Source organism: Massilia sp. W12 (genome assembly GCF_037300705.1).
In the GTDB taxonomy this organism is placed as follows: Bacteria; Pseudomonadota; Gammaproteobacteria; order Burkholderiales; family Burkholderiaceae_D; genus JACPVY01.
The window spans coordinates 3,345,855-3,364,868 of record NZ_CP147776.1 but is presented as its reverse complement, the minus strand read 5'-3'; the positions used below and the strand labels follow the sequence as shown (position 1 = coordinate 3,364,868).

Sequence of the window (19,014 nt, the reverse complement as noted above, 5' to 3'; positions counted from 1 at the left end):
ATGTGGGCGCGTGATTTCCGCAGCCAGTTAAAAGCCCATTTGCAACATGAATGGGATCTGGTGGTGATTGGCGGCGGCATTACCGGCGCCGGGATTTTGCTTGAAGCCGCCCGCCGTGGCTTGCGCGTACTCTTGATGGAGCAGCGCGATTTCGCCTGGGGCACCTCCTCGCGCTCATCCAAGCTGGTGCATGGCGGCCTGCGCTATTTAAAGGAAGGCAAATTCGGCCTGACCCGCGAATCGGTGCAAGAACGCGAAGCGCTCTTGCATGACGCCTGGGGACTGGTGACGCCGCAAAGCTTTGCCTTTGCCGATTACCAGGGCCGCAAACCGGGGCGCTGGCTGTTTGCGCTGGGGCTGGCGATTTACGATTTGATCGCTGGCCGCCGTGGCCGCCATTATTTCAGCAAAGATGAATTCAATGCGCTCGCGCCGCATATCGGGCAAGAAGGTTTGCAAGGCGGCATGTGCTATGCCGACGCCAAAACCGATGACGCCCGCCTGGTCTTGCGCGTGTTACAGGAAGCCGATGAATATGGCGGCGTGGCGGTGAATTATCTGGCTGCGCGCGAATTGACCCGTAACGCTGAGGGCGTGGTGGATGGCGTGAAAGCGCAGTGCCATTTGAGCGGCGCGGTATTTGAAATGAAGGCTAAGCTGGTGATCAACGCCACCGGGGCCTGGGCTGACCGGCTGCGCCCGCAATCCGGCCAGCGCGTCGCGCAACGCATCCGCCCTCTGCGCGGCAGTCATTTGCTGTTTCCGGCCTGGCGCTTGCCGCTGGCGCAAGCCGTCAGCCTGATGCATCCGCGCGATGGCCGCCCGGTCTTCGCCTACCCCTGGGAAGGCGTGACCCTGGTTGGCACCACCGATGTCGATCACAGCGCCGATTTGCAGCAAGAAGCTGTGATCACGCAGGCCGAAGTCGAATATTTAATGGAAGCGCTGCACTTCCAATTTCCGCACTTGGGTTTGCAGGCGCAACATGCGCTGTCTTCCTATGCCGGGGTGCGCCCGGTGGTGGATACCGGCGCTGCCGATCCTTCCAAAGAAGGGCGCGACCATGTTCTGTGGTTAGAGCAGGGCTTGCTGACTGTCACCGGCGGCAAACTCACCACCTTCCGCACCATCGCGCTGGACACCTTGCGTCATGCCGCGCCCTTGTTAAAGCGTGATTTGGATTTGCGTCCGGGGCCGATTTTCGCCCCCGGCCCCGGCCTGCCGCCGTATTTCCCGCTCACCGCCTTCCAGCGCGAACGGCTGGAAGGGCGCTATGGCCGTTTCGCCGCCGCGCTCTTATCCTCGGCCCATGCCGAAGATTGGCAAACGGTGGGCGCGAGCGATTACCTGTGGGCCGAACTGCGCTGGATGTTGCGCAATGAAGCCGTGTTCAAGCTGGAAGACCTGATGTTGCGCCGCAGCCGCTTAGGGATTTTGCTGGCGCAAGGCGCGCGCGCCGAATTGCCTCGCATCCTGCTGCTGTGCAAACAAGAGTTGAATTGGAGTGAAGAGCGCTGTCAAATGGAAGCCTCGGCCTGGCTCGACTTGTGGCAACGCAATTACAGCCTGCCGCAAGCGCCGGCTGACGCCGAATGGCAAGCGGCGATCCTGGCCAACGCAGCGTAAGGGCGAACCCAGATGAGCAATGAGTATCTGCTGGCAATTGACAATGGCACGCAAAGCGTGCGCGCCATTATTTACGACCTGCATGGCAATATCGTGGCCAAATCGCAAGTCCATCTGGAAGCGTATTTCTCCACCCACCCCGGCTGGGCCGAGCACGACCCGGAAGATTACTGGCAGGCCGTGTGCACCGCCTGCCAGCGTTTATGGGCTGATTACCACATCCCCAAACATTTAGTGCGCGCGGTGGCCGTCACCACCCAGCGCGGCACCATCATCAGCCTGGATAAAGCCGGCAAGCCCTTGCGCCCGGCCATCACCTGGCTGGATCAGCGCCGCACCGACCATGTGCCGCAGATCAGTCCCTGGTGGCGTTTCGCCTTCAAACTGGCCGGCGTCTCGCACACCATCAATTTTTTCCGCCAGGAAGCCGAGGTCAACTGGATCGCCGCGCACGAGCCGGAAATCTGGGAAAAAACCGATAAATGGCTCTTGCTCTCAGGCTATTTGAATTACCGCTTTTCCGGCGAATTCGCCGACTCCACCGGCTCCATGGTGGCGTATCTGCCGTTTGACTATAAAAAACTGGCCTGGGCCAAGCCTGGCGATTGGAAATGGCAAGCTTTGCGCGTGAAAGCCGAAAGCCTGCCGCGCTTGCTGCCGCCGGGCGCCACTATCGGCCAGATCAGCGCCCGCGCGGCAGAAGAAACCGGTGTGCCGGCCGGTATTCCGCTGATCGCCGCCGCCGCCGACAAAGCCTGTGAAGTGATCGGCGCCGGCTGTCAGGCGCCGCATATCGGCTGCCTCTCGTATGGCACGACCGCCACCATCAACACCACCAGCAGCCGCTATCTCGAAGTCACCCCCTTTATTCCGCCATACCCCGCCGCCATCCCCGGCGCTTACAGCACCGAAGTGCAAATCTTTCGCGGCTATTGGATGGTCAACTGGTTTAAGGAACAATTTGGCCTGCATGAGCAAATCGAAGCCAAACAAAAAGGCGTGCCGCCCGAAGCCTTGTTCGATGAATTGGTCAACGCCGTGCCGCCCGGCTCCATGGGCTTGATGCTGCAGCCGTATTGGACGCCGGGGATCAAGATTCCCGGCCCGGAAGCCAAGGGCGCAATTATCGGTTTTGGCGATGTGCACACACGCGCCCATATGTACCGCGCGATTCTGGAAGGTCTGGCGTATGCCTTGCGCGAAGGGCGCGAGCGCATCGAAAAGCGCTCCGGCGTGCCGATCACAGAGCTGCGCATCTCCGGCGGCGGCTCGCAAAGCGACGCCGCGATGCAGCTCACCGCCGACATCTTTGGCCTGCCCACCGCGCGCCCGCATATCTACGAAACATCCGGACTTGGCGCGGCAATTGCCGCCGCTGCCGGGCTGCAGTACCATGCCTCGTTTTCTGATGCGATTCAAAATATGACCCGCATCGGGAAAGTGTTTGAACCGATTCCGGCCAACCAGCGCATGTATGATGAACTGTACAACCGGGTGTATCAAAAAATGTACGATAGATTACAACCCCTCTATCAGGAAATTCAAAAAATCACAGGCTATCCGCGCATGCATTAAGCGGCAACCCACAAACCCCTCGGGAGACACTATGGATCGGCGTCAATTTGTAAAATCAGCAATGTACTTCACGGTGGCGTCCGCCACTTTAGGCTTGCAAGCCTGTGGCGGCGGCGGCGCCAGCGGCGCCGCCAGCCAGAGCAAGGGCAGCTACAGCTTCCCGCAAGGCGTGGCCAGCGGCGATCCGAAAGACAGTTCGATTGTTTTCTGGACCCGCTGCATCAGCGCAAGCGGGGCCAAGGAAGACATTCCGCTCAAGCTGGAAGTCTCGACTTCCGCTGATTTCGCCCAGCTGGCCGCCAGCGTCACCCTGGCCGCTACAGAAAAATATGATTTCACGGTGCGCGCCAAAATCACCGGCTTGACGCCCGCCGCCACGTATTACTATCGCTTCATCGCCGGCGCAGATGTCAGCCCGGCAGGCCGCAGCAAAACCGCGCCCGCCGCCGCCAGCACCCCGGCGCAAATGCGCTTTGCCTGGATGACCTGCCAGGACTGGACGGTCAACCACTGGGGCGCAATGGAATTGCTGGCGCAGGAAGAACTCGATTTCCTGGTGCACCTGGGCGACTACATCTATGAAACCGTGGGCGCCACATTCCAGAGCGGCGTGGCGGAACCGGCGCACAAAGCGATCACCCTGCCGGAAGGCAAGAAAAACAATGCCGGCGCGATTTACGCCGTCAGCGTGGACGACTACCGCTCCCTGTACAAAACCTATCGTTCGGATGCGCGTCTGCAAGCGCTGCACGCCAAATTCCCTTTGATTGCGATTTGGGACGACCACGAATTTTCAGACGACGCCTGGCAAGATCATCAAACCTATTCCAATGGCAACCTGCAGGAGACTGCACGCCGCCGCAGCGCCAATCAAGCCTGGGCCGAATACATGCCGATCGACTTTGGCGACGTCAGCTTTGATCTCAACAACAGCGCTTACAACAACATCCGCATTTACCGCGATTTCAAATTCGGCAGCCTGATGCATTTGGTGATGACCGATCAGCGCCTGTATCGCGACGACCATGTGGTGCCGGAAGCCACCATCGCCAACCTGCTGGGCAAAGATCCGGTGAATGGCAATGATTCAATCGGCAGCCGTTATTTTGTGCCGCTGCCGATCATCGAAGCGTTTGAAAAGAGTTCCGCCGCCGCCTTGCAGCGCGCGCCCTCGATTCTCGGCACTACGCAAACCCAATGGTGGAAAGACACCATGAAAAACTCCAGCGCCATCTGGAAAATCTGGGGCAATGAAGTGACTTTGAACCGCTGCTTTTTGGACATGCGCCAGCAAGCCCCGGCGCCTTACAACAATCTGTATGTGATCAATGCCGATTGCTGGGATGGCTACCCCACGCACAAGGCCGACATCCTGGGCTATTTGAAAGCGCAAAACATCAAGAACGTGGTGGCCATCACCGGCGATTTGCACGCCTTCCAATGCGGGGTGGTGCGCGATAAGCAGGATATTGCGACAGGCACGCCGGTGCTGGTGGATTTTGTCAGCGCAGGCATCAGCAGCGATTCCTGGTACACCTATATCAAGCAGGGGGCGGGCACGACGCCGCTGGCTGCGCTGGTGGCCAATCCGCAAACCTATGACGCCGTGGTGCGCGCCAACAACCCGGACTTCGCCTACCTTGACCACCACGCGCAAGGCTATGCGCTGGCGCAAGTGACGGCGGACAGCTTCACCGTGTTGTTCAAGAAAGTCAAACCCTTGAACGCCGATGGCAGCAAACCGGCAGAACCCTTGCTGAAAACCACCCGCATCACTCTGGCCGCCGGCAGCAGCACGCCGCAAGTGCAAGACAATGTGTAAAGGCGGATGAGCTTTTGGGGCATGTTATTGGCCAGCTTTGGCGCCCTGGGCTTGGGCGCCTGGCTGGTCATGGGCATTATTTTCGGCGCCGCCGGTTTTGCCAATGGCCGCAATTTGAACAAATGGCAGGGCGGCTTGCTGGATCTGGCGTTGTGGGCCGGCCTGCTCAGCGTGCCGCTTGGGCAAATCCTGGCATGGTGGAGCTGGAAACAGGATCAGGCGCATGCATGGTATTGGTTCGGCCTGCCGCTGGCGGCGCTCGCCTATTTTCTGCTGGCGATGGCGCTGTTGTATCGGCAAAAGTAAAGGGCTTGGGCTGATGCGCCGCCGCCCTTGTCTGATGGCAGCCAACATTGCGCCAGTCCTGCAGAGCGCATCAGCAAGCTTCAGCGCAATCTGATGCGCCTTCCCCCGCAAAAATAAGCGCAAGGGCAATACATCTGCCGATGATATGCGGAACAGTTTGAAGTTTATTTAAAATAAGCCAATCCAGTTTCCCTCAAATCCTGTATACTGTCTGCAGTTCGGTTTCACCTGGACGAACTGGTATGCCGGGTCGCCAACAACAAAAGCACAAGCACAGGTAGTCAGTCAGAGCGCAGCGACGCATCTGGCTTTACCAAGAAAGACTCTGAGGAAAACTATGCAATTCAAGAAAAATATCTTTGCCGCCGCACTGTTCGCATTTGCTGCCGCAGCGCAGGCCGATACCGTGATTTTCTCCCAAGACTACAGCGCCCAAGGCCCGATCAACACCTGGGTTGCGCAGCAAAACAATTTCGTTTCAGCCGCCACACAAGCCACCTTGAATTTCCAGATTCGCGGCTTTAACAGCCTGGATGGCGACAATTACTACATCGATATTTTCAATCTGCACCTCAATGGCGCCAAAATTTTCTCCGGCACATGGAATCTTGGCGGCGGCGGCCTTGACCGCGTATTCACCAGCCCGACAGGCGCCACGGTGCAACACACCGGCCAATTAGTCACCATCTCGCTGCCGGTGCAATTGCAAGCCGGCGCCAACAACATCACCTACTCGTATGACTCGCCATCCAGTTTTGAAGGGCAGCAACGCTATGGCTGGCAGGACTTGAATGATGAAGGTTGGCAGCTCGGCGCTGTCAGCGTCACCACCGCCGTGCCGGAAGCTGAGCAAAGCGCGCTGATATTGGGCGGACTTGGCATGTTGGCGCTGTTTGCGCGCCGCCGCAAAGCCAATGTTGTGCAGGCATAAAGCGTAAAAAGTCCAGCAGCAGGGCGGTGGTGAATAAACCGCCGCCCTGTTTGTTTTTGCCGACAATCCAGGCATTTCATCGTTTCTTCACTGCATTCACCGTCCGCTGCGCTTATCATCCCTTGTTTCCAACGATGGGAGGACATATGCAATACGGCAAAATCATCACAGCCGGCGTCATGAGTTTGTGCGCCGGACTGGCCTATGGCGCTGACTTGAAAGCGCGCAAACACGCTGATTTTTCCAGCTATGTGCTGGCCTTGTCCTGGCAGCCCGGTTTTTGCCTGGGCAAAAGCGGCGACGCCGCGCCGCTCGAATGCAGCCAAACGCCGCTGGACCCGGCCAATAATCTGAGCGCGCACGGTTTATGGCCCAGTCTGCCGGCTTCGCTGGCGGCCAAGGGCGTGACCAGGGAAGAATGGATGAAAGATGGTTGCGCTGCCGGCCCGCTGGCCATGCCCAAATACAGCCCGCAGGGCAAGTGTTACGCCCCCGGCGTGAATGTGGCGGCGGACAATCTGCGCGATTTTGTGTCCGTCATGCCCGGCGCCATGGCGCCGAGCTGCCTTGCCAATTATGAGTGGGGCAAACATGGCGTGTGTTTTGAGTTTGATCAAAACGATTATTTCGGCGCCATCGCCCGCTTCACCAAACAGCTGCGCCAATCACCCTTCGGCGCTTTTCTGGCGGCGAATATCGGTAAAAGCGTGCCCAAAGCCGAATTGCAAAAAGCCCTGAATGGCGCGTTTGGCGCGAATGTGGCCGCGCTCACCAAGCTGCAATGCAATAACAAAGCCAATCCGCCGCATTTCACCGAAGTGCAAATCTCCCTGCTGTCAAATATGATCAACAAACCCTTGAGCACGGCCTCACTGACTTATTTTGACGGCACAAGCGGCGAGCCGCCCAAGGATGATTTCACCTGTCCCGAGCAAGTGATGATTGTCGGGCCGCAGTGGAAGAAATAAGCGGCAGCGGGATGGCAAGGGGCAGCCGGCTGGATTGCTGCGCAGCGATTCACCCGGCGCCACAACTGCGAAAGCCGCTGGCTGCAAGCCGGCGTGGGCCGGCATGTGCGGCTGCAGCCACATGGCGTGGCTGCGCTTTACGCCGCAATGCGGCGTGCTGATCAGCCTTTCTTACTTGGCCTGAATGCGCTGGCCCAGTTCACAAAGCTGGCCGGGGTGCGCGTTTGCAGCCAGATCTTGCCCTTGCCGGTAAAGCGGCAGACAAAGCCTTCGCCCGACAAAAACAGCGATTTATAACCGCCAACTTTAGTCACTTTGTACTCCAGCCCCTCGGTGAAGGCCACCACATTCCCGGTGTCCACCACATACTCGTCAGTGACCTCGATTTCAATCGCCGCGCCATAGGTGTTAAACCACAGATCGCCAGTGCCGATCGCGCGCACCAGGAATAAACCCTGGCCGCCGAAAAAGCCTTTCACCAGCCCCTGCCATTTCGCTTCCACATTCACCTGCGGCGAACAGGCCACAAAGCAAGAGTTTTGCAGATAAATGATTTCATTATCCAGATAGCGGTGCAGCAAGTCGCCAGGCGCTGCCGGCGCAATCCCGATTTCACCCGGCGCACCCTGCGCCGTGAACTCATTGATGAACAGATTTTCACCCGACAACAAGCGTGACAGACCGCCTTTCATCTTGGTTTTCATCTGCACATGGGTGTCCATGGTGGCCATGGCCGAGGCTTCGACCTTGATCATATCGCCCTGATTCAAATGCACAGTGACAAAGCCGTAATCCGGTTTGCCTTCAATCCGGAAACGGTAGCCTTTGGGCGCCGCCGGCTCGAAGATGGACTCGTCGCCGCGCTGATGGGCCGGCTGCTTTACCGGCAAACCGGCCTCGGGCGTCGCAGCGGCGGCCGGCGGCGGCGCAGTTTTTTCCAGACTCGGCGCGGGCGGCGTGGCCGGCGCGGGCGCTGCGGCGGGCTTGGCCAGATCCGGCGCCGCAGCCGGGTTGGCGTCTTCCAAACGGTGAGCGATGCCAGCCTGGTTTAAGGCATTGGCATAGGTTTGCGCGCTGGCGGCATCCACCCCGCGCTTGATCAACAGCGGCGCGCGCGCCAGGGTGGCGGCGGCTTGCGCCGGATCGAGTTTGAAGAGTTTGGCGAAAGCCGCTTCCATTTGCTCGCGCGTCACGCCCGGCAAACATTCGCCGGTGACAATCACATTAAAAGTTTGCGTCATGCTCTTGTCCTTCCTCACAGTGGGCGCAAGTTCGGGCCTAACAGGGCGCCAAAACTGCCTGGATTATGCGATTGGCACCACACCGTGCCACGTCCTTTGAAGCGGCAGACAATGCCTTCGCCGCCGAGCCAGGATTGCAGCCAGCTGCCGCCGGCTTTGCTGAGGGTGAAATTCAGGCTTTCTTCAAAGGCCACAATATGCCCGGTGTCAACGATGTATTCGCCATTCACCTCAACCGGATAAATCGCGCCGAAAGAACTCAAGACCAGTGTGCCGCTGCCATTCAAATGCAGCCAGAATACCGATTCGCCCGACAGCAGCGATTTGAAACCCTGCCAGCCCAGATCAACATTGATGTTTTCCGAGCAGGCCAGGAAAGAGCCGGATTGCACGATCAGATTTTCACCTTGCAATTCGCGCACCAGCATATCGCCGGCCAGGCCGGAACCCAGCCAGACTTCGCCCGGCTTGCCTTGCGGCGTGAAATGATTCAGGAAAAATGACTCGCCAGACAGCAGACGTTTGGCCGCCTTGAGCAAGCCGCCGCTGCCTTTCTTGTGCGTGGTGGTGCTGATTTCCATATGGCCGCTCATGGCGATCATGGCGCCGGATTCGGTGGTGCAGGATTCGCCCGGATTGAGCATCACCTTGGCCGCAGTGTTGCCGGGGCGGTGGAATAATTCAACCTTCATTGCGTTCTCCTTATAATTTCGGGTTGACCCAATTCGCCAAACCCGACATGCTGCGGGTTTGTATCACCGCCCGTCCTTCGCCTTCCAGGCGCAAGACCAGTCCCTCACCGCCAAACAGGCTGGAAAACAGTCCGCCGGCGAATTGCAGCTTGAGTTTGATGTTTTTGTCGTAGGCCACCAGGTGGCTGGTATCGACAATGTATTCCCCCTTGATCTGACGATCCAGCAAGGCCCCGTAAGCGCCATACCACAGCTTGCCCGGGCCTTTGGCTTCAAGCCGGAATAAACCCTCGCGCGCAATCCAGGAAATCAAGCCGGCAAAGCTCAAGCCCAGCGTCACGCTTTCGCTGCAGGCTAAAAACGCGCCCGGCTGCAGATACAGGCTTTCGCCTGCGGCCAGCTCAATTTCGCGGATCTGTCCCGGCGTCGGTTGCACGAAGGTGATGCGGCGCGGCGCGCTGGCGCTGTTGGCGTAGCGGCTTAAAAACAGCGATTCACCGCCCAGATATTTGCGCAGCAAGCCCTTGAACAGCCCGCCATTGAAAATCGCCTTCATTTCCATATCCGCATCCATGGAAGACATGGCGTCAGATTCAGTGATGATGACTTCTCCCGGCGCCAACTCCATATCCACATAGGAGAAGGCCGTGCCGCCTTTGATGTCGGATTTCATGTTTTTCCTTTCTTTTCCTGTTTGCTATTGGCGACGAAGGTTTGTACCGATTGTTTGAGGGTTGGGAAGGCGTCGCCGAATTCGCGCCAGGCCGGCGCTGGTTGCCGGCTCAGCCGCTGCTTCATGTCAGCAATCCGCTTTTCTGTGCTGGGATGGGTGCTCAAAAAACGCATACTGAGTTTCAGCGCTTCGCGGGCGTGCTCATCCTCCACTTTTTCCAACTGTTTTTTCTCTTCCGCCATGATTTTTTCAAAGAAAGTCACCAGCCCCATGGGATTGATGCGCGCGCGCACCAGCATGGCGCTGCCGACTTCATCGGCTTCTTCTTCAAAGCGGCGCGAATAGCTCTGCGACAGCAGCAGCGGGGCGGCGTTGGCCAGCACCGCCACCAGCCCGGTGGCGTCGCCAAACAACAGGCTGGCGCCAAGGTATAAACCGGCGTTGCCTATCATGTTTTGCACCCCGTGCTGTTGCTCGACGTGGGCGATTTCATGGCCCAGCACACCCAGCACTTCTTCCGCCTGATCGGCTTTGAGAATCAAGCCGGAATGAATCACCACAAAGCCGCCCGGCAGCGCATAGGCATTCGGGGTGGGGTCGTTGACAATGTAAAACTGCCATTTGAAGCGGGATTTTCTGGTTTCTTCCTGTAAAGGCGCCAGCAAGGGGGCGAGCAGGGCGTCGCTTTCTTTTTGCGGCATGAATTCGCCCTTGATGCGGATTTGATCCAGGGCTTGCCGGCCGGCCTTGGTTTCCCATTCCGGCGGCACCTGTTGCGCCGCCCAGCCGGTCACGATATCACTGCGCCAGAGCAGGCCGGCGGGCACGCCGACCACCAGGAAAAAAGCCAGGCAGGCGATGAGCCAGTTTTTACGCGCATGCTGTTTGGCGCGCGCCAGATGTCCGGCCATCTGCGGATGCGCTTGCACATGCGGATTGCGCAAAATACTGCGCTCACTGGTGTAAATCGACCATTCGGGGTGTTGCGGATGATTGATCAAGACCAGCCGGTCAGACGCGCCGCCGAGCTGCATATGCGTGCCGGCAAAGGGGAAGTAACCGCTGATTGCGCCAATGGTGAAATGGATGCCATCGGCCTCCAGACGCAACACCCCGGTGGCTTTGCCTCCCGGCAGATCAGCATGAAAACCGTGGCAGGAATACTGGTTGGGATCAGTCATGGGAAAAGCCTTATGTGCAGCGCGAAAAAAAGAAAGCAAGTATTGCATAAGTATTGGCTTTTGTAAGGGCAAAACGGATTTTTCCGGCGCTCTTGGGCGCCATGATTGCCGCTGCTTTCTGGCCGTGCGCAGCCCTTGCATGGCGCCAGGCTTGGCGCCGCCGGTTCTGCCGCAGCCCGCTTTCCCAGCGCAATCGGATCCAGATTCAGCATGCCGCCCGGCAGCTTGAATTCTTGAATGCAGCAGGCCCGCGCCGTCAGTCTGCCCCGGGGCGCCTGACGCGCCAGCCAGCCGCATGCCCAAACCAAAACGCGTCTTGCCGGCCAGCGCGCCAAAGGCAAAGCTTTGTCAAACAATCCGGGCAGATCGGATGCGCTTTCCCTGCTATAATTGCCTGTTTTTTCAGCAGTTTTTACGATCCGCCATGACTTCCAGCAGCCCGTCCGCCCAGCCCAATCCAAATCCCGCTCCAACCGCCGCGCGCGCCTTGCCGCCGCGCACCCTGTCTGTGGCCCCGATGATGGACTGGACTGACCGCCACTGCCGCTATTTTCACCGTCTCTTGAGCCGCTCCACCTGGCTGTACACCGAAATGGTGACCACCGGCGCCTTGCTGTTTGGCGACGTGCCGCGCCACCTGCGCTTTGATCACAGCGAACACCCCATCGCCCTGCAATTGGGCGGCAGCGAGCCGGGCGATTTGGCGCGCGCCGCGCGGCTGGGACAGGACTGGGGCTATGACGAAATCAATTTGAATTGCGGCTGTCCGTCTGAGCGGGTGCAGCGCGGCGCGTTCGGCGCCTGCCTGATGGCGGAAGCGCCGCTGGTGGCTGATTGCGTCAAAGCCATGCGTGATGCGGTGGAGCTTGATGTCACGGTCAAACACCGCATCGGCATCGACAAAGAAGAAAGCTATGCATTCGTGCGCGACTTTGTCGGCACAGTGGCGCAAGCCGGCTGCCACACCTTCATCGTGCATGCGCGCAATGCGATTTTGAAAGGCTTGAGTCCGAAAGAAAATCGCGAAATTCCGCCGCTTAAATACGACTACGCCTACCGCCTCAAACGCGATTTTCCGCAGTTGGAAATCATCATCAATGGCGGCATTAAAACCCATGCCGAAATCAACGCCCATTTGCAGCATGTGGATGGCGTGATGATAGGGCGCGAAGCCTATCACAACCCCTATCTGCTGGCCGAAGCCGACCAGCGCTATTACGGCGGGACAGAGCCGATCCCGCAGCGCGGCGCCGTGCTGCGCGCCATGCTGCCGTATATCGAACGGGAATTGGCTGCCTGTGACGCCTTGCGCGCCACCACCATCACGCGCCATATGCTGGGCTTGCTGGCCGGAATGCCGGGCGCGCGCAGTTTCCGCCGCCTGCTGTCAGACGCCAAGCGGGTCAATCTGGTTGCGCCGGAACAGATTTTCGCCGAGGCGCTGCGGTTTGAAGTCCGTTCATAATGATGAAAATGATTTAGCGTTATTAATGAAAAGTACTTGCGCTTTTGTGCCGGGTTTGCATTACAATGAACGGGTCTTAAATTTCTGATCAAACCATTTTTGGCGTGATCGACCTTGATCCTTTTGGCGGTTGTGCGTTTTTTCTGACGCTATACCTTTTTCCCATTTTTTGTGCGACAGGCCGTTGTGAAAACACGTTCCTCAATTTTGCATGTAGTACTCGCGCTGATGCTGCTCTTATCGCAGCAGCTGGCCTTGTCTCATGCATTGACGCACATCCAGCTCAACGCACCTGAAGCCAGTGAAACAGCGCGCGAAGGCAAGCACAGCTTGCTTGAATCGCATTGCGAACTGTGCGCCTCGGTGGCCCAATGCAGCGATCTTTTACCGCTTGGATTTGCCGCCGCGCCTGCGCTTTCCTCTCCAGATTTCCTCACGCATGTCGGCCCGCTCTGCGCGCGCGTCGCACACGCCGCCGCGCCCTATCAGGCGCGCGCCCCGCCCAAGTAATCCGTTTTCCCGTTTTTTGTAGTGTGGTCTCTCTGGCAGACAGCAGTCTGCTTTCCCGGTTCGCCTGTGGTCTGTGTTTATCAGGACATGGATTGCACGCAACGTGCGCCGGCTTTTGATCTGGCCTTGCCTGATCGGAAGAGGGATACGGGTGAACCGTTTTTTTGGACGGCTGCCGCGTCAAGCGGGCGGCGTCTTCGTTAATACATGTGAGTAAGGAAAAGAAGAATGTTGCAATCCAATGTCGTGCGCGCCAAGGCTGCGCCCCTGTCGAATACAAATTTCGCCCGCAACACCCTGTTAGCCGCGATGCTGGCCGCCGGATTGTGCTCTCAGCAAGCGCAGGCTGCCGATGATAAAGCGCTGGAACAAATCCGTAACGAACTCAAAGAAATGCGCGCCGCGTATGAAGCGCGGATGGCCGCCATGGAGCAAAAGCTGAACCAGGCGCAAGCGCAAAATGCCCAATTACAGCAGCAATTGCAAGACAAGAGCGCCAGCGCCGCGCCTGCCGCATCTGCCGCCGCAGCCCCGACTGCCAAGGCGAAGAAAGCCGCCGGCAATATGAACGAATTCAATCCGGCGCTCGCTTTGAATCTCTCGGCCACCATGGCCAATCAATCGCAACATCCTGAAGAATACAAAATCCAGGGCGTGCTGCCGAGCGGCGGCGAAGTCGGCCCGGCCAAGCGCGGTTTTTCGCTGGGCGAATCTGAAATCACCCTGTTTGCCAACGTTGATCCGAATTTCTCCGGCCAGCTCACCTTTGCCCTGGGTGAAGAGGGCCATGCTGAAGTGGAAGAAGCCTTTATCGATACGCGCAGCCTGGGCAATGGTCTGAAAATCCGCGCCGGCCGCATGTTCTCCGGAGTGGGTTACGCCAACAGCCAGCACGCCCACGCCTGGGATTTTATCGACGCCCCGCTGGCGTATCGCGCCCTGTTCGGCGGTCAATATAAGCGTGAAGGCGTGCAGCTGAAATGGCTGGCCCCGACTGAACGTTATCTCGAATTCGGCCTGGAGCTGGGCAATGGCGGCAGCTTCCCCGGCACGCCGCGCGATAAAAACGGTTTTGCCGACAGCGCAGTATTCGTCAAACTGGGCGACGACTTCGGCCCGAACGCCAGCTGGCGCATTGGCGCGGCCTGGATGCGCGACAAAACCGCGAATCTGGAATTCACAGACAGCGACGATACCGGCGCGGAAGTGGCGCAAACCTATTCCGGGCGCAGCCGCACCCTGGTGCTGGATGGCGTGTGGAAATGGGCGGCGAATGGTCAGAGCGTGAAGATTTCCGGCGAATATCTGCGCCGCTGGTATGACGGCCAGCTGTCCTGGAGCAATGACCCGGCCACGGTGGTGATGTCAGATTACAGCAGCCGTCATAACGGCTGGTATGTGCAGGGCGTGTATAAATTTGCCCCGCAATGGCAAGTCGGCCTGCGTCACGAACAGCTCACCGGCAGCCAGAATAATGGTTTGCTCACCGCAGGCGGCTTGACGGCGCAGCAAATGCCGCTGCTGTCCGATTTCAAACCGCGCAAGACCACCCTGGCGCTGGATTATCTGCCGTCTGAATTCTCGCGCCTGCGTCTGCAATACGGCCATGAGCAAGCCAGCAGCGGCCGCACCGATAAACAGATTTACCTGCAATACAATATGAGTCTGGGCGCCCACCAGGCCCATGCATACTGAGCATGTCTGGAGAAATAGATGCAAATCAGTAAATTTTTGCTGGCGCCGCTGCTCGCGGCGGCGTTGCCGGCGCAAGCCGCACTTTCTGTGCTGGCCTGTGAGCCGGAATGGGCGGCGCTGGCTGGCGAGCTGGGCGGCGATAAAGTCAAGGTCAGCTCCGCCACCAGCGCGCAGCAAGACCCGCACAAAATCGAAGCCCGTCCCAGCCTGATCGCACGCACCCGCTCCGCTGATTTGCTGGTGTGCACCGGCATGGATCTGGAAGTCGGCTGGCTGCCGGTTCTGCTGCAGCAGGCCGGCAACGCCAAGCTCAACCCCGGTGCGCCGGGACACTTCCTGGCCGGCGCCTATGTCACCGCGCTGGATGTGCCGGCGCGCTTAGACCGCGCTGATGGCGACGTGCACGGCGCCGGCAATCCGCATATCCAGCAGGACCCGCGCAATATCGCCAAAATCGCCCAAGCCTTGGCGCAACGCTTAGCCGAAGTGGATCCCGCCAACGCTGCGTATTACCAGAGCCGCTATAAAGATTTCAGCGCGCGCTGGCAACAATCCATGCAAAAATGGGAGCAGCAGGCCGCCCCCTTGAAAGGCGTGGCGGTGGTGGAGCATCATAAAAACATGAGCTACCTCTTGCACTGGCTGGGCATGAAATCGGTCGCCACGCTCGAACCCAAACCGGGCGTGGAGCCTTCGGCAGCGCATTTGGCCGGTTTGCAACAGCAATTGCAAAAGCAGCCGGTTAAAATGGTGTTGCGCGCGGTGTATCAGGATGGCCGCGCCTCACAATGGTTAGCCGAACGCAGCGCGATCAAGCCGGTGGTGCTGCCATTCACCGTGGGCGGTGAAGACAAGGCGAAAGACTTGTTTGCATTTTTTGATGTGACGGTGCAGCGTTTATTGGACGCCGCCAAATAAGGGGTGATGGATGCAGGACTTGGGAATTATCGGGTGGGCTTTGTTGGCCGGTTTATTGGTATTGTGCACACATGTCCCGCTCGGCGCCCAGGTCTTGCGCCGTGGCATTGTCTTTATTGATCTGGCGATTGCACAAATCGCCGCACTGGGCGTGATCATCGCCGGCTTGCTCGATTTGCAAGGCTATATGGTGCAAGCCGCCGCCGCCAGCGCGGCCATCGGCGGCGCTTTTTTGCTGACCTGGACCGAAAAACGCTGGCCAGACGTGCAGGAAGCGCAGATCGGCGTCATGTTTATTCTGGCCGCCACCGCCGGCTTGTTGCTGGTCTCCAAAAACCCGCATGGCGGCGAACATATTCAAGATTTATTAGCCGGCCAGATTTTATGGGTGCGTCCCTCGCAATTGATTTTGCCGGCGATCGGCAGCGCCATCATCGTGCTGCTGCTGAAATGCTGGCGTGAAAAATTGGGCACGCTCGGCTTTTACCTCTTGTTCGCCCTGGCCGTCACCGCTTCGGTGCAGCTGGTTGGCGTGTATCTGGTGTTTACCAGCCTGATCGTGCCGAGTCTGGCGGTGCGCCACTATCGCGAGGGGCTGCGTTTGCCGCTGGCCTATCTCACCGGCGCGCTCGGTTATCTGCTCGGCCTTTTGCTCTCCGTGCAATTCGATCTGCCTTCCGGCGCCCTGGTGGTCTGGTGTTTGACCGTGGTGGCGATGCTGGTGTATGGCCTTGGCCCGCGCAAAGGCGAGGGCGCAGCCTGAGCGCGCTAACACAACGCCGCGCGCCGCAACCTGACACAGGCTCTTGCCGGCAGCGCGCAACAGCGCTGCTGCATCAACCATAATTGCGCAGACCCGGGCCGGGATGAGCCTTGCGCATGTCGCGCCGCAAGTCCGGATCGCCTGATTCTCACGTCTGCGCGGCTTGCATCGCTGCACGCCATCGCGCACAATGTGCTCACACTATTGCGCGCCTGCCATGTCTGAATTCAAACCCACGCCATCATCCGCAGATACCGTCCCCGGGGACGCAGACAGTGTTGTCTCCTGGCCGCTGGCCATGATCTTGCTCAGCCTGACGGCCATATGTTGCGCCGCCTTGCTGGCGGCGCTGACCCCACACTTCGATCCGACCCCGCCCGGGCCAGGCGTGTTTGATGTGCAACGCGCCCAAGCCAGTCTGGAACAGATTGCGCGCGCGCCGCATCCAATCGGCAGCGCAGAACATGGCCGGGTGCGCGAATATCTGATCAAATCTCTGCAAGACCTGGGCATGGCGGTAGAGGTGCAAGAAGGCGTGGGCCATTCGGCCTGGAGCAGCGGGCGCGTGAAAAACATCATCAGCCGGATTCCCGGCAGCCGTCCCGGCGGCAAAGCCGTGCTGCTGATGGCGCATTACGACACGGCCCCGCATGCCCCCGGCGCGGCGGATAATGGCATGGCGGTGGCGGCGGTTTTGGAAACCTTGCGCCAGCTGCGCCAGGAGCCGCCGCTGTTACACGACCTGATCGTACTGTTTTCCGATGGCGAAGAGGCGGGCATGCTGGGCGCCCAATTATTCGCCTCAGAACATCCGGCGCGCGATGCGGTGGGCCTGGTGTTGAATTTTGAAATGCGCGGCGCCGGCGGCCCGCTGTTGATGTTTGAAACCCAGTCCGGCAGCGCGCCGCAGATCCGCACCCTGGCGCAAGCCCTGCCGCAAATCCAGGCCAATTCCCTGTTTTATGAAGTCTATCGGCTGATGCCGAATTACACCGATTTTTCCGTATTCAAGAACCAGGGCGTGGCCGGCCTGAACTTTGCCGCCATCGAAGACCACACGCGCTACCACAGCCGCACCGATACGCTGCAAAACATTGATCCCGCCACCTTGCAACAACTCGGGCAAAGCATGCTGGCGGCAGTGCGCGCCTTCGGTCAGCAGGAAAAGCAGCAAAGCCATGGCGGCGAGCTGGTGTATTTTCATCTGCCGGTCTGGGGCATGGCGTACTACCCGCCATCCTGGCTGCCCTTTTTCGTGTGCGCCGGGCTGTTGCTGTGGCAGGTGCGCAGCGCACGCCGGGAGCAACATCTGCGATTGTGGAAAACCCTGGCCAGCTTGCCCGTGCAGCTTGTATGGCTGGGACTGGCGGCCGGCAGCGCCTGGCTGCTATGGCGCTTGCAGTTGTGGATGGATGGCGACTACCGCATTTCCGCACATGGCGGCATGCCGCAGCAACTCTGGCATCTGCTGGCCATGCAATTGGCCGCGCTGACAGTCTGCGCCGCCATGCTGCAAGGCTGCTTGCGCCTGTTTTCCTTGCACGAATGGCGGCTTGGCGCAGCGCTGCTGTGGCTGTTCTTACTCGGACTCAGTTTATGGCGGGCCCCGGGCATGAGTTATCTCCTGTTGGGGCCGCTGGCGCTAGCCTTGCTGGGCGGACTCTTGCAAAGCATGGCGTACTGGCGCCGCCCGGCCCCGGCGGCTTGCCTGTGGAGCGGCTTGCTGATTCTGGCGCTATGCCTGCATGCGCCCTTATGGCGGCTGGTGGCGCAAGCCCTGACCCCCGCCATGGCCTGGGTCTGCGCCTTGCTGCTGGCTTTATTGCTGGCATTGTTTGCCCCCTGGCTGGCGGCAATCCGCCCGCCAGTCTCCGGCAAACCCTGGCCGCTCACCGCAGCGCTCAGCGCCGCCCTGTTCCTGGCCTGCGGCGCCGCCGGTCTGCTGACGCCGCAATACAGCCCGCACTATCCGCGTCCCAGCCATCTGGCCTGGTTGTATGACGCCGAAAACGAAGAAAGCTGGTGGTTTTCACGCGATCCGCAACCCGATCATTACACCCGCTTTTTCTTCCCGCAGCAGGCGCGCCTGCGTCCCTTGCCGGTATTGGGCGATGAGCGCAGCTTGCTGTGGCTGCATCCCGCCCCTGGCCGCCTGGCCCCGCCGCAAATTGAAGTCCTGTCCGACCGCATCTTGCAAAGGCGCGGCGCGGTGCGCGCGATAGAACTCAAGATCCGTCCCGCACGCGCAGATGCGCAATTGAAATTGCAATGTAAAGGGCGCTTACTGGCGGTGCATGTGGAAGGGCGGCGCATGGATAAATTTGAAGATGGCCCCTGGATCTGGCTCGCACATGGCTTTGGCGAACAGGGTTTGCATCTGCAATTTGAGCTGGAAAGCGGCTTGCGCCTGCACTGCGGCGTGCTGGAGCGCAGCTTTGATCTGGACCCCTCAGCCCAGGCCCCCTTGCAACCGGACATCATGCCGCGCCCGTTTTCCGATGCCTTCAGCCGGCAGGTCTATGTGGCGAAGGAATTTTGAGCTTGCCGCATGGCAATCTTTTGTTGCAGAAATTTTACCGGACGCCACTGTCGAACCTGACAGGTGAGGGCGCTTACAGTCCACTCGTACAATAGACTCAAGGTCAACA

General features: G+C 59.3%; 16 protein-coding genes. 12 read left to right on the top strand and 4 right to left on the bottom strand.

The genetic code is table 11. The features are described from left to right. The 6 genes from V8J88_RS13420 to V8J88_RS13395 all read left to right on the top strand — a co-directional run bounded on the left by V8J88_RS13420 (position 1) and on the right by V8J88_RS13395 (position 7,228). Positions 1-1,626: a glycerol-3-phosphate dehydrogenase/oxidase gene (locus V8J88_RS13420; protein WP_338844638.1), complete on the top strand. Its 1,626-nt coding sequence runs from the start codon at positions 1-3 to the stop codon at positions 1,624-1,626. A 12-nt stretch (positions 1,627-1,638) separates the two neighbouring features. After that, positions 1,639-3,201: an FGGY-family carbohydrate kinase gene (locus V8J88_RS13415; RefSeq protein ID WP_338844637.1), complete on the top strand. Its 1,563-nt coding sequence runs from the start codon at positions 1,639-1,641 to the stop codon at positions 3,199-3,201. Positions 3,202-3,232: 31 nt separating this feature from the next. Then, positions 3,233-5,023, top strand: a complete 1,791-nt coding sequence (locus V8J88_RS13410; protein WP_338844636.1) for an alkaline phosphatase D family protein — start codon at positions 3,233-3,235, stop codon at positions 5,021-5,023. Positions 5,024-5,044: 21 nt separating this feature from the next. Beyond that, a complete protein-coding gene (locus tag V8J88_RS13405) occupies positions 5,045-5,329 on the top strand; it encodes a hypothetical protein (protein WP_338844635.1) in 285 nt (94 codons plus the stop codon). A gap of 337 nt (positions 5,330-5,666) precedes the next feature. After that, entirely contained in the window at positions 5,667-6,260 is a 594-nt protein-coding gene (locus tag V8J88_RS13400) for a hypothetical protein (protein WP_338844634.1), read from the top strand. 146 nt (positions 6,261-6,406) lie between these two features. Further along, positions 6,407-7,228 carry a hypothetical protein gene (locus V8J88_RS13395; protein WP_338844633.1) on the top strand — a complete coding sequence of 274 codons (822 nt, stop codon included), beginning with the start codon at positions 6,407-6,409 and terminating at the stop codon, positions 7,226-7,228. 161 nt (positions 7,229-7,389) lie between these two features. Here V8J88_RS13395 and V8J88_RS13390 read toward each other — a convergent pair whose 3' ends face one another. From V8J88_RS13390 to V8J88_RS13375, 4 genes are read right to left on the bottom strand one after another with little or no spacing between them, the layout of a single operon-like run. Further along, a complete protein-coding gene (locus V8J88_RS13390; protein WP_338844632.1) occupies positions 7,390-8,469 on the bottom strand; it encodes a TIGR00266 family protein in 1,080 nt (359 codons plus the stop codon). 14 nt (positions 8,470-8,483) lie between these two features. Beyond that, positions 8,484-9,161 (bottom strand): TIGR00266 family protein, encoded by a 678-nt coding sequence (locus V8J88_RS13385; protein ID WP_338844631.1) that lies wholly within the window; start codon positions 9,159-9,161, stop codon positions 8,484-8,486. Positions 9,162-9,171: 10 nt separating this feature from the next. Next, a complete protein-coding gene (locus tag V8J88_RS13380; RefSeq protein ID WP_338844630.1) occupies positions 9,172-9,834 on the bottom strand; it encodes a TIGR00266 family protein in 663 nt (220 codons plus the stop codon). Next, entirely contained in the window at positions 9,831-11,015 is a 1,185-nt protein-coding gene (locus V8J88_RS13375) for a M48 family metallopeptidase (RefSeq protein ID WP_338844629.1), read from the bottom strand. The genes V8J88_RS13380 and V8J88_RS13375 overlap by 4 nt, the downstream gene beginning before the upstream one ends. A gap of 424 nt (positions 11,016-11,439) precedes the next feature. Between V8J88_RS13375 and dusA the strand changes: the two genes are divergently transcribed. The 6 genes from dusA to V8J88_RS13345 all read left to right on the top strand — a co-directional run bounded on the left by dusA (position 11,440) and on the right by V8J88_RS13345 (position 18,905). After that, positions 11,440-12,480: a tRNA dihydrouridine(20/20a) synthase DusA gene (gene dusA, locus V8J88_RS13370; RefSeq protein ID WP_338844628.1), complete on the top strand. Its 1,041-nt coding sequence runs from the start codon at positions 11,440-11,442 to the stop codon at positions 12,478-12,480. A 255-nt stretch (positions 12,481-12,735) separates the two neighbouring features. Continuing rightward, positions 12,736-12,990 carry a hypothetical protein gene (locus V8J88_RS13365; RefSeq protein WP_338844627.1) on the top strand — a complete coding sequence of 85 codons (255 nt, stop codon included), beginning with the start codon at positions 12,736-12,738 and terminating at the stop codon, positions 12,988-12,990. 228 nt (positions 12,991-13,218) lie between these two features. After that, the gene (locus tag V8J88_RS13360; protein WP_338844626.1) at positions 13,219-14,685 is read left to right on the top strand and encodes a hypothetical protein; all 1,467 of its coding nucleotides are present in this window, start codon (positions 13,219-13,221) and stop codon (positions 14,683-14,685) included. An 18-nt stretch (positions 14,686-14,703) separates the two neighbouring features. Beyond that, a complete protein-coding gene (locus V8J88_RS13355) occupies positions 14,704-15,603 on the top strand; it encodes a zinc ABC transporter substrate-binding protein (protein ID WP_338844625.1) in 900 nt (299 codons plus the stop codon). 10 nt (positions 15,604-15,613) lie between these two features. Beyond that, positions 15,614-16,366 (top strand): metal ABC transporter permease, encoded by a 753-nt coding sequence (locus tag V8J88_RS13350; RefSeq protein ID WP_338844624.1) that lies wholly within the window; start codon positions 15,614-15,616, stop codon positions 16,364-16,366. A 217-nt stretch (positions 16,367-16,583) separates the two neighbouring features. Then, positions 16,584-18,905 carry a M20/M25/M40 family metallo-hydrolase gene (locus tag V8J88_RS13345; RefSeq protein WP_338844623.1) on the top strand — a complete coding sequence of 774 codons (2,322 nt, stop codon included), beginning with the start codon at positions 16,584-16,586 and terminating at the stop codon, positions 18,903-18,905. Positions 18,906-19,014: the final 109 nt, after the last annotated feature.

Bases quoted from the DNA above. Each gene is read 5' to 3' on its own strand.
- V8J88_RS13390 (WP_338844632.1), bottom strand. From the start codon at position 8,469: ATGACGCAAACTTTTAATGTGATTGTCACCGGCGAATGTTTGCCGGGC.
- V8J88_RS13410 (WP_338844636.1), top strand. From the start codon at position 3,233: ATGGATCGGCGTCAATTTGTAAAATCAGCAATGTACTTCACGGTGGCG.
- V8J88_RS13360 (WP_338844626.1), top strand. From the start codon at position 13,219: ATGTTGCAATCCAATGTCGTGCGCGCCAAGGCTGCGCCCCTGTCGAAT.
- V8J88_RS13405 (WP_338844635.1), top strand. From the start codon at position 5,045: ATGTTATTGGCCAGCTTTGGCGCCCTGGGCTTGGGCGCCTGGCTGGTC.
- V8J88_RS13380 (WP_338844630.1), bottom strand. From the start codon at position 9,834: ATGAAATCCGACATCAAAGGCGGCACGGCCTTCTCCTATGTGGATATG.
- V8J88_RS13420 (WP_338844638.1), top strand. From the start codon at position 1: ATGTGGGCGCGTGATTTCCGCAGCCAGTTAAAAGCCCATTTGCAACAT.
- V8J88_RS13395 (WP_338844633.1), top strand. From the start codon at position 6,407: ATGCAATACGGCAAAATCATCACAGCCGGCGTCATGAGTTTGTGCGCC.
- V8J88_RS13375 (WP_338844629.1), bottom strand. From the start codon at position 11,015: ATGACTGATCCCAACCAGTATTCCTGCCACGGTTTTCATGCTGATCTG.
- dusA (WP_338844628.1), top strand. From the start codon at position 11,440: ATGACTTCCAGCAGCCCGTCCGCCCAGCCCAATCCAAATCCCGCTCCA.
- V8J88_RS13400 (WP_338844634.1), top strand. From the start codon at position 5,667: ATGCAATTCAAGAAAAATATCTTTGCCGCCGCACTGTTCGCATTTGCT.
- V8J88_RS13345 (WP_338844623.1), top strand. From the start codon at position 16,584: ATGTCTGAATTCAAACCCACGCCATCATCCGCAGATACCGTCCCCGGG.
- V8J88_RS13350 (WP_338844624.1), top strand. From the start codon at position 15,614: ATGCAGGACTTGGGAATTATCGGGTGGGCTTTGTTGGCCGGTTTATTG.
- V8J88_RS13415 (WP_338844637.1), top strand. From the start codon at position 1,639: ATGAGCAATGAGTATCTGCTGGCAATTGACAATGGCACGCAAAGCGTG.
- V8J88_RS13385 (WP_338844631.1), bottom strand. From the start codon at position 9,161: ATGAAGGTTGAATTATTCCACCGCCCCGGCAACACTGCGGCCAAGGTG.
- V8J88_RS13355 (WP_338844625.1), top strand. From the start codon at position 14,704: ATGCAAATCAGTAAATTTTTGCTGGCGCCGCTGCTCGCGGCGGCGTTG.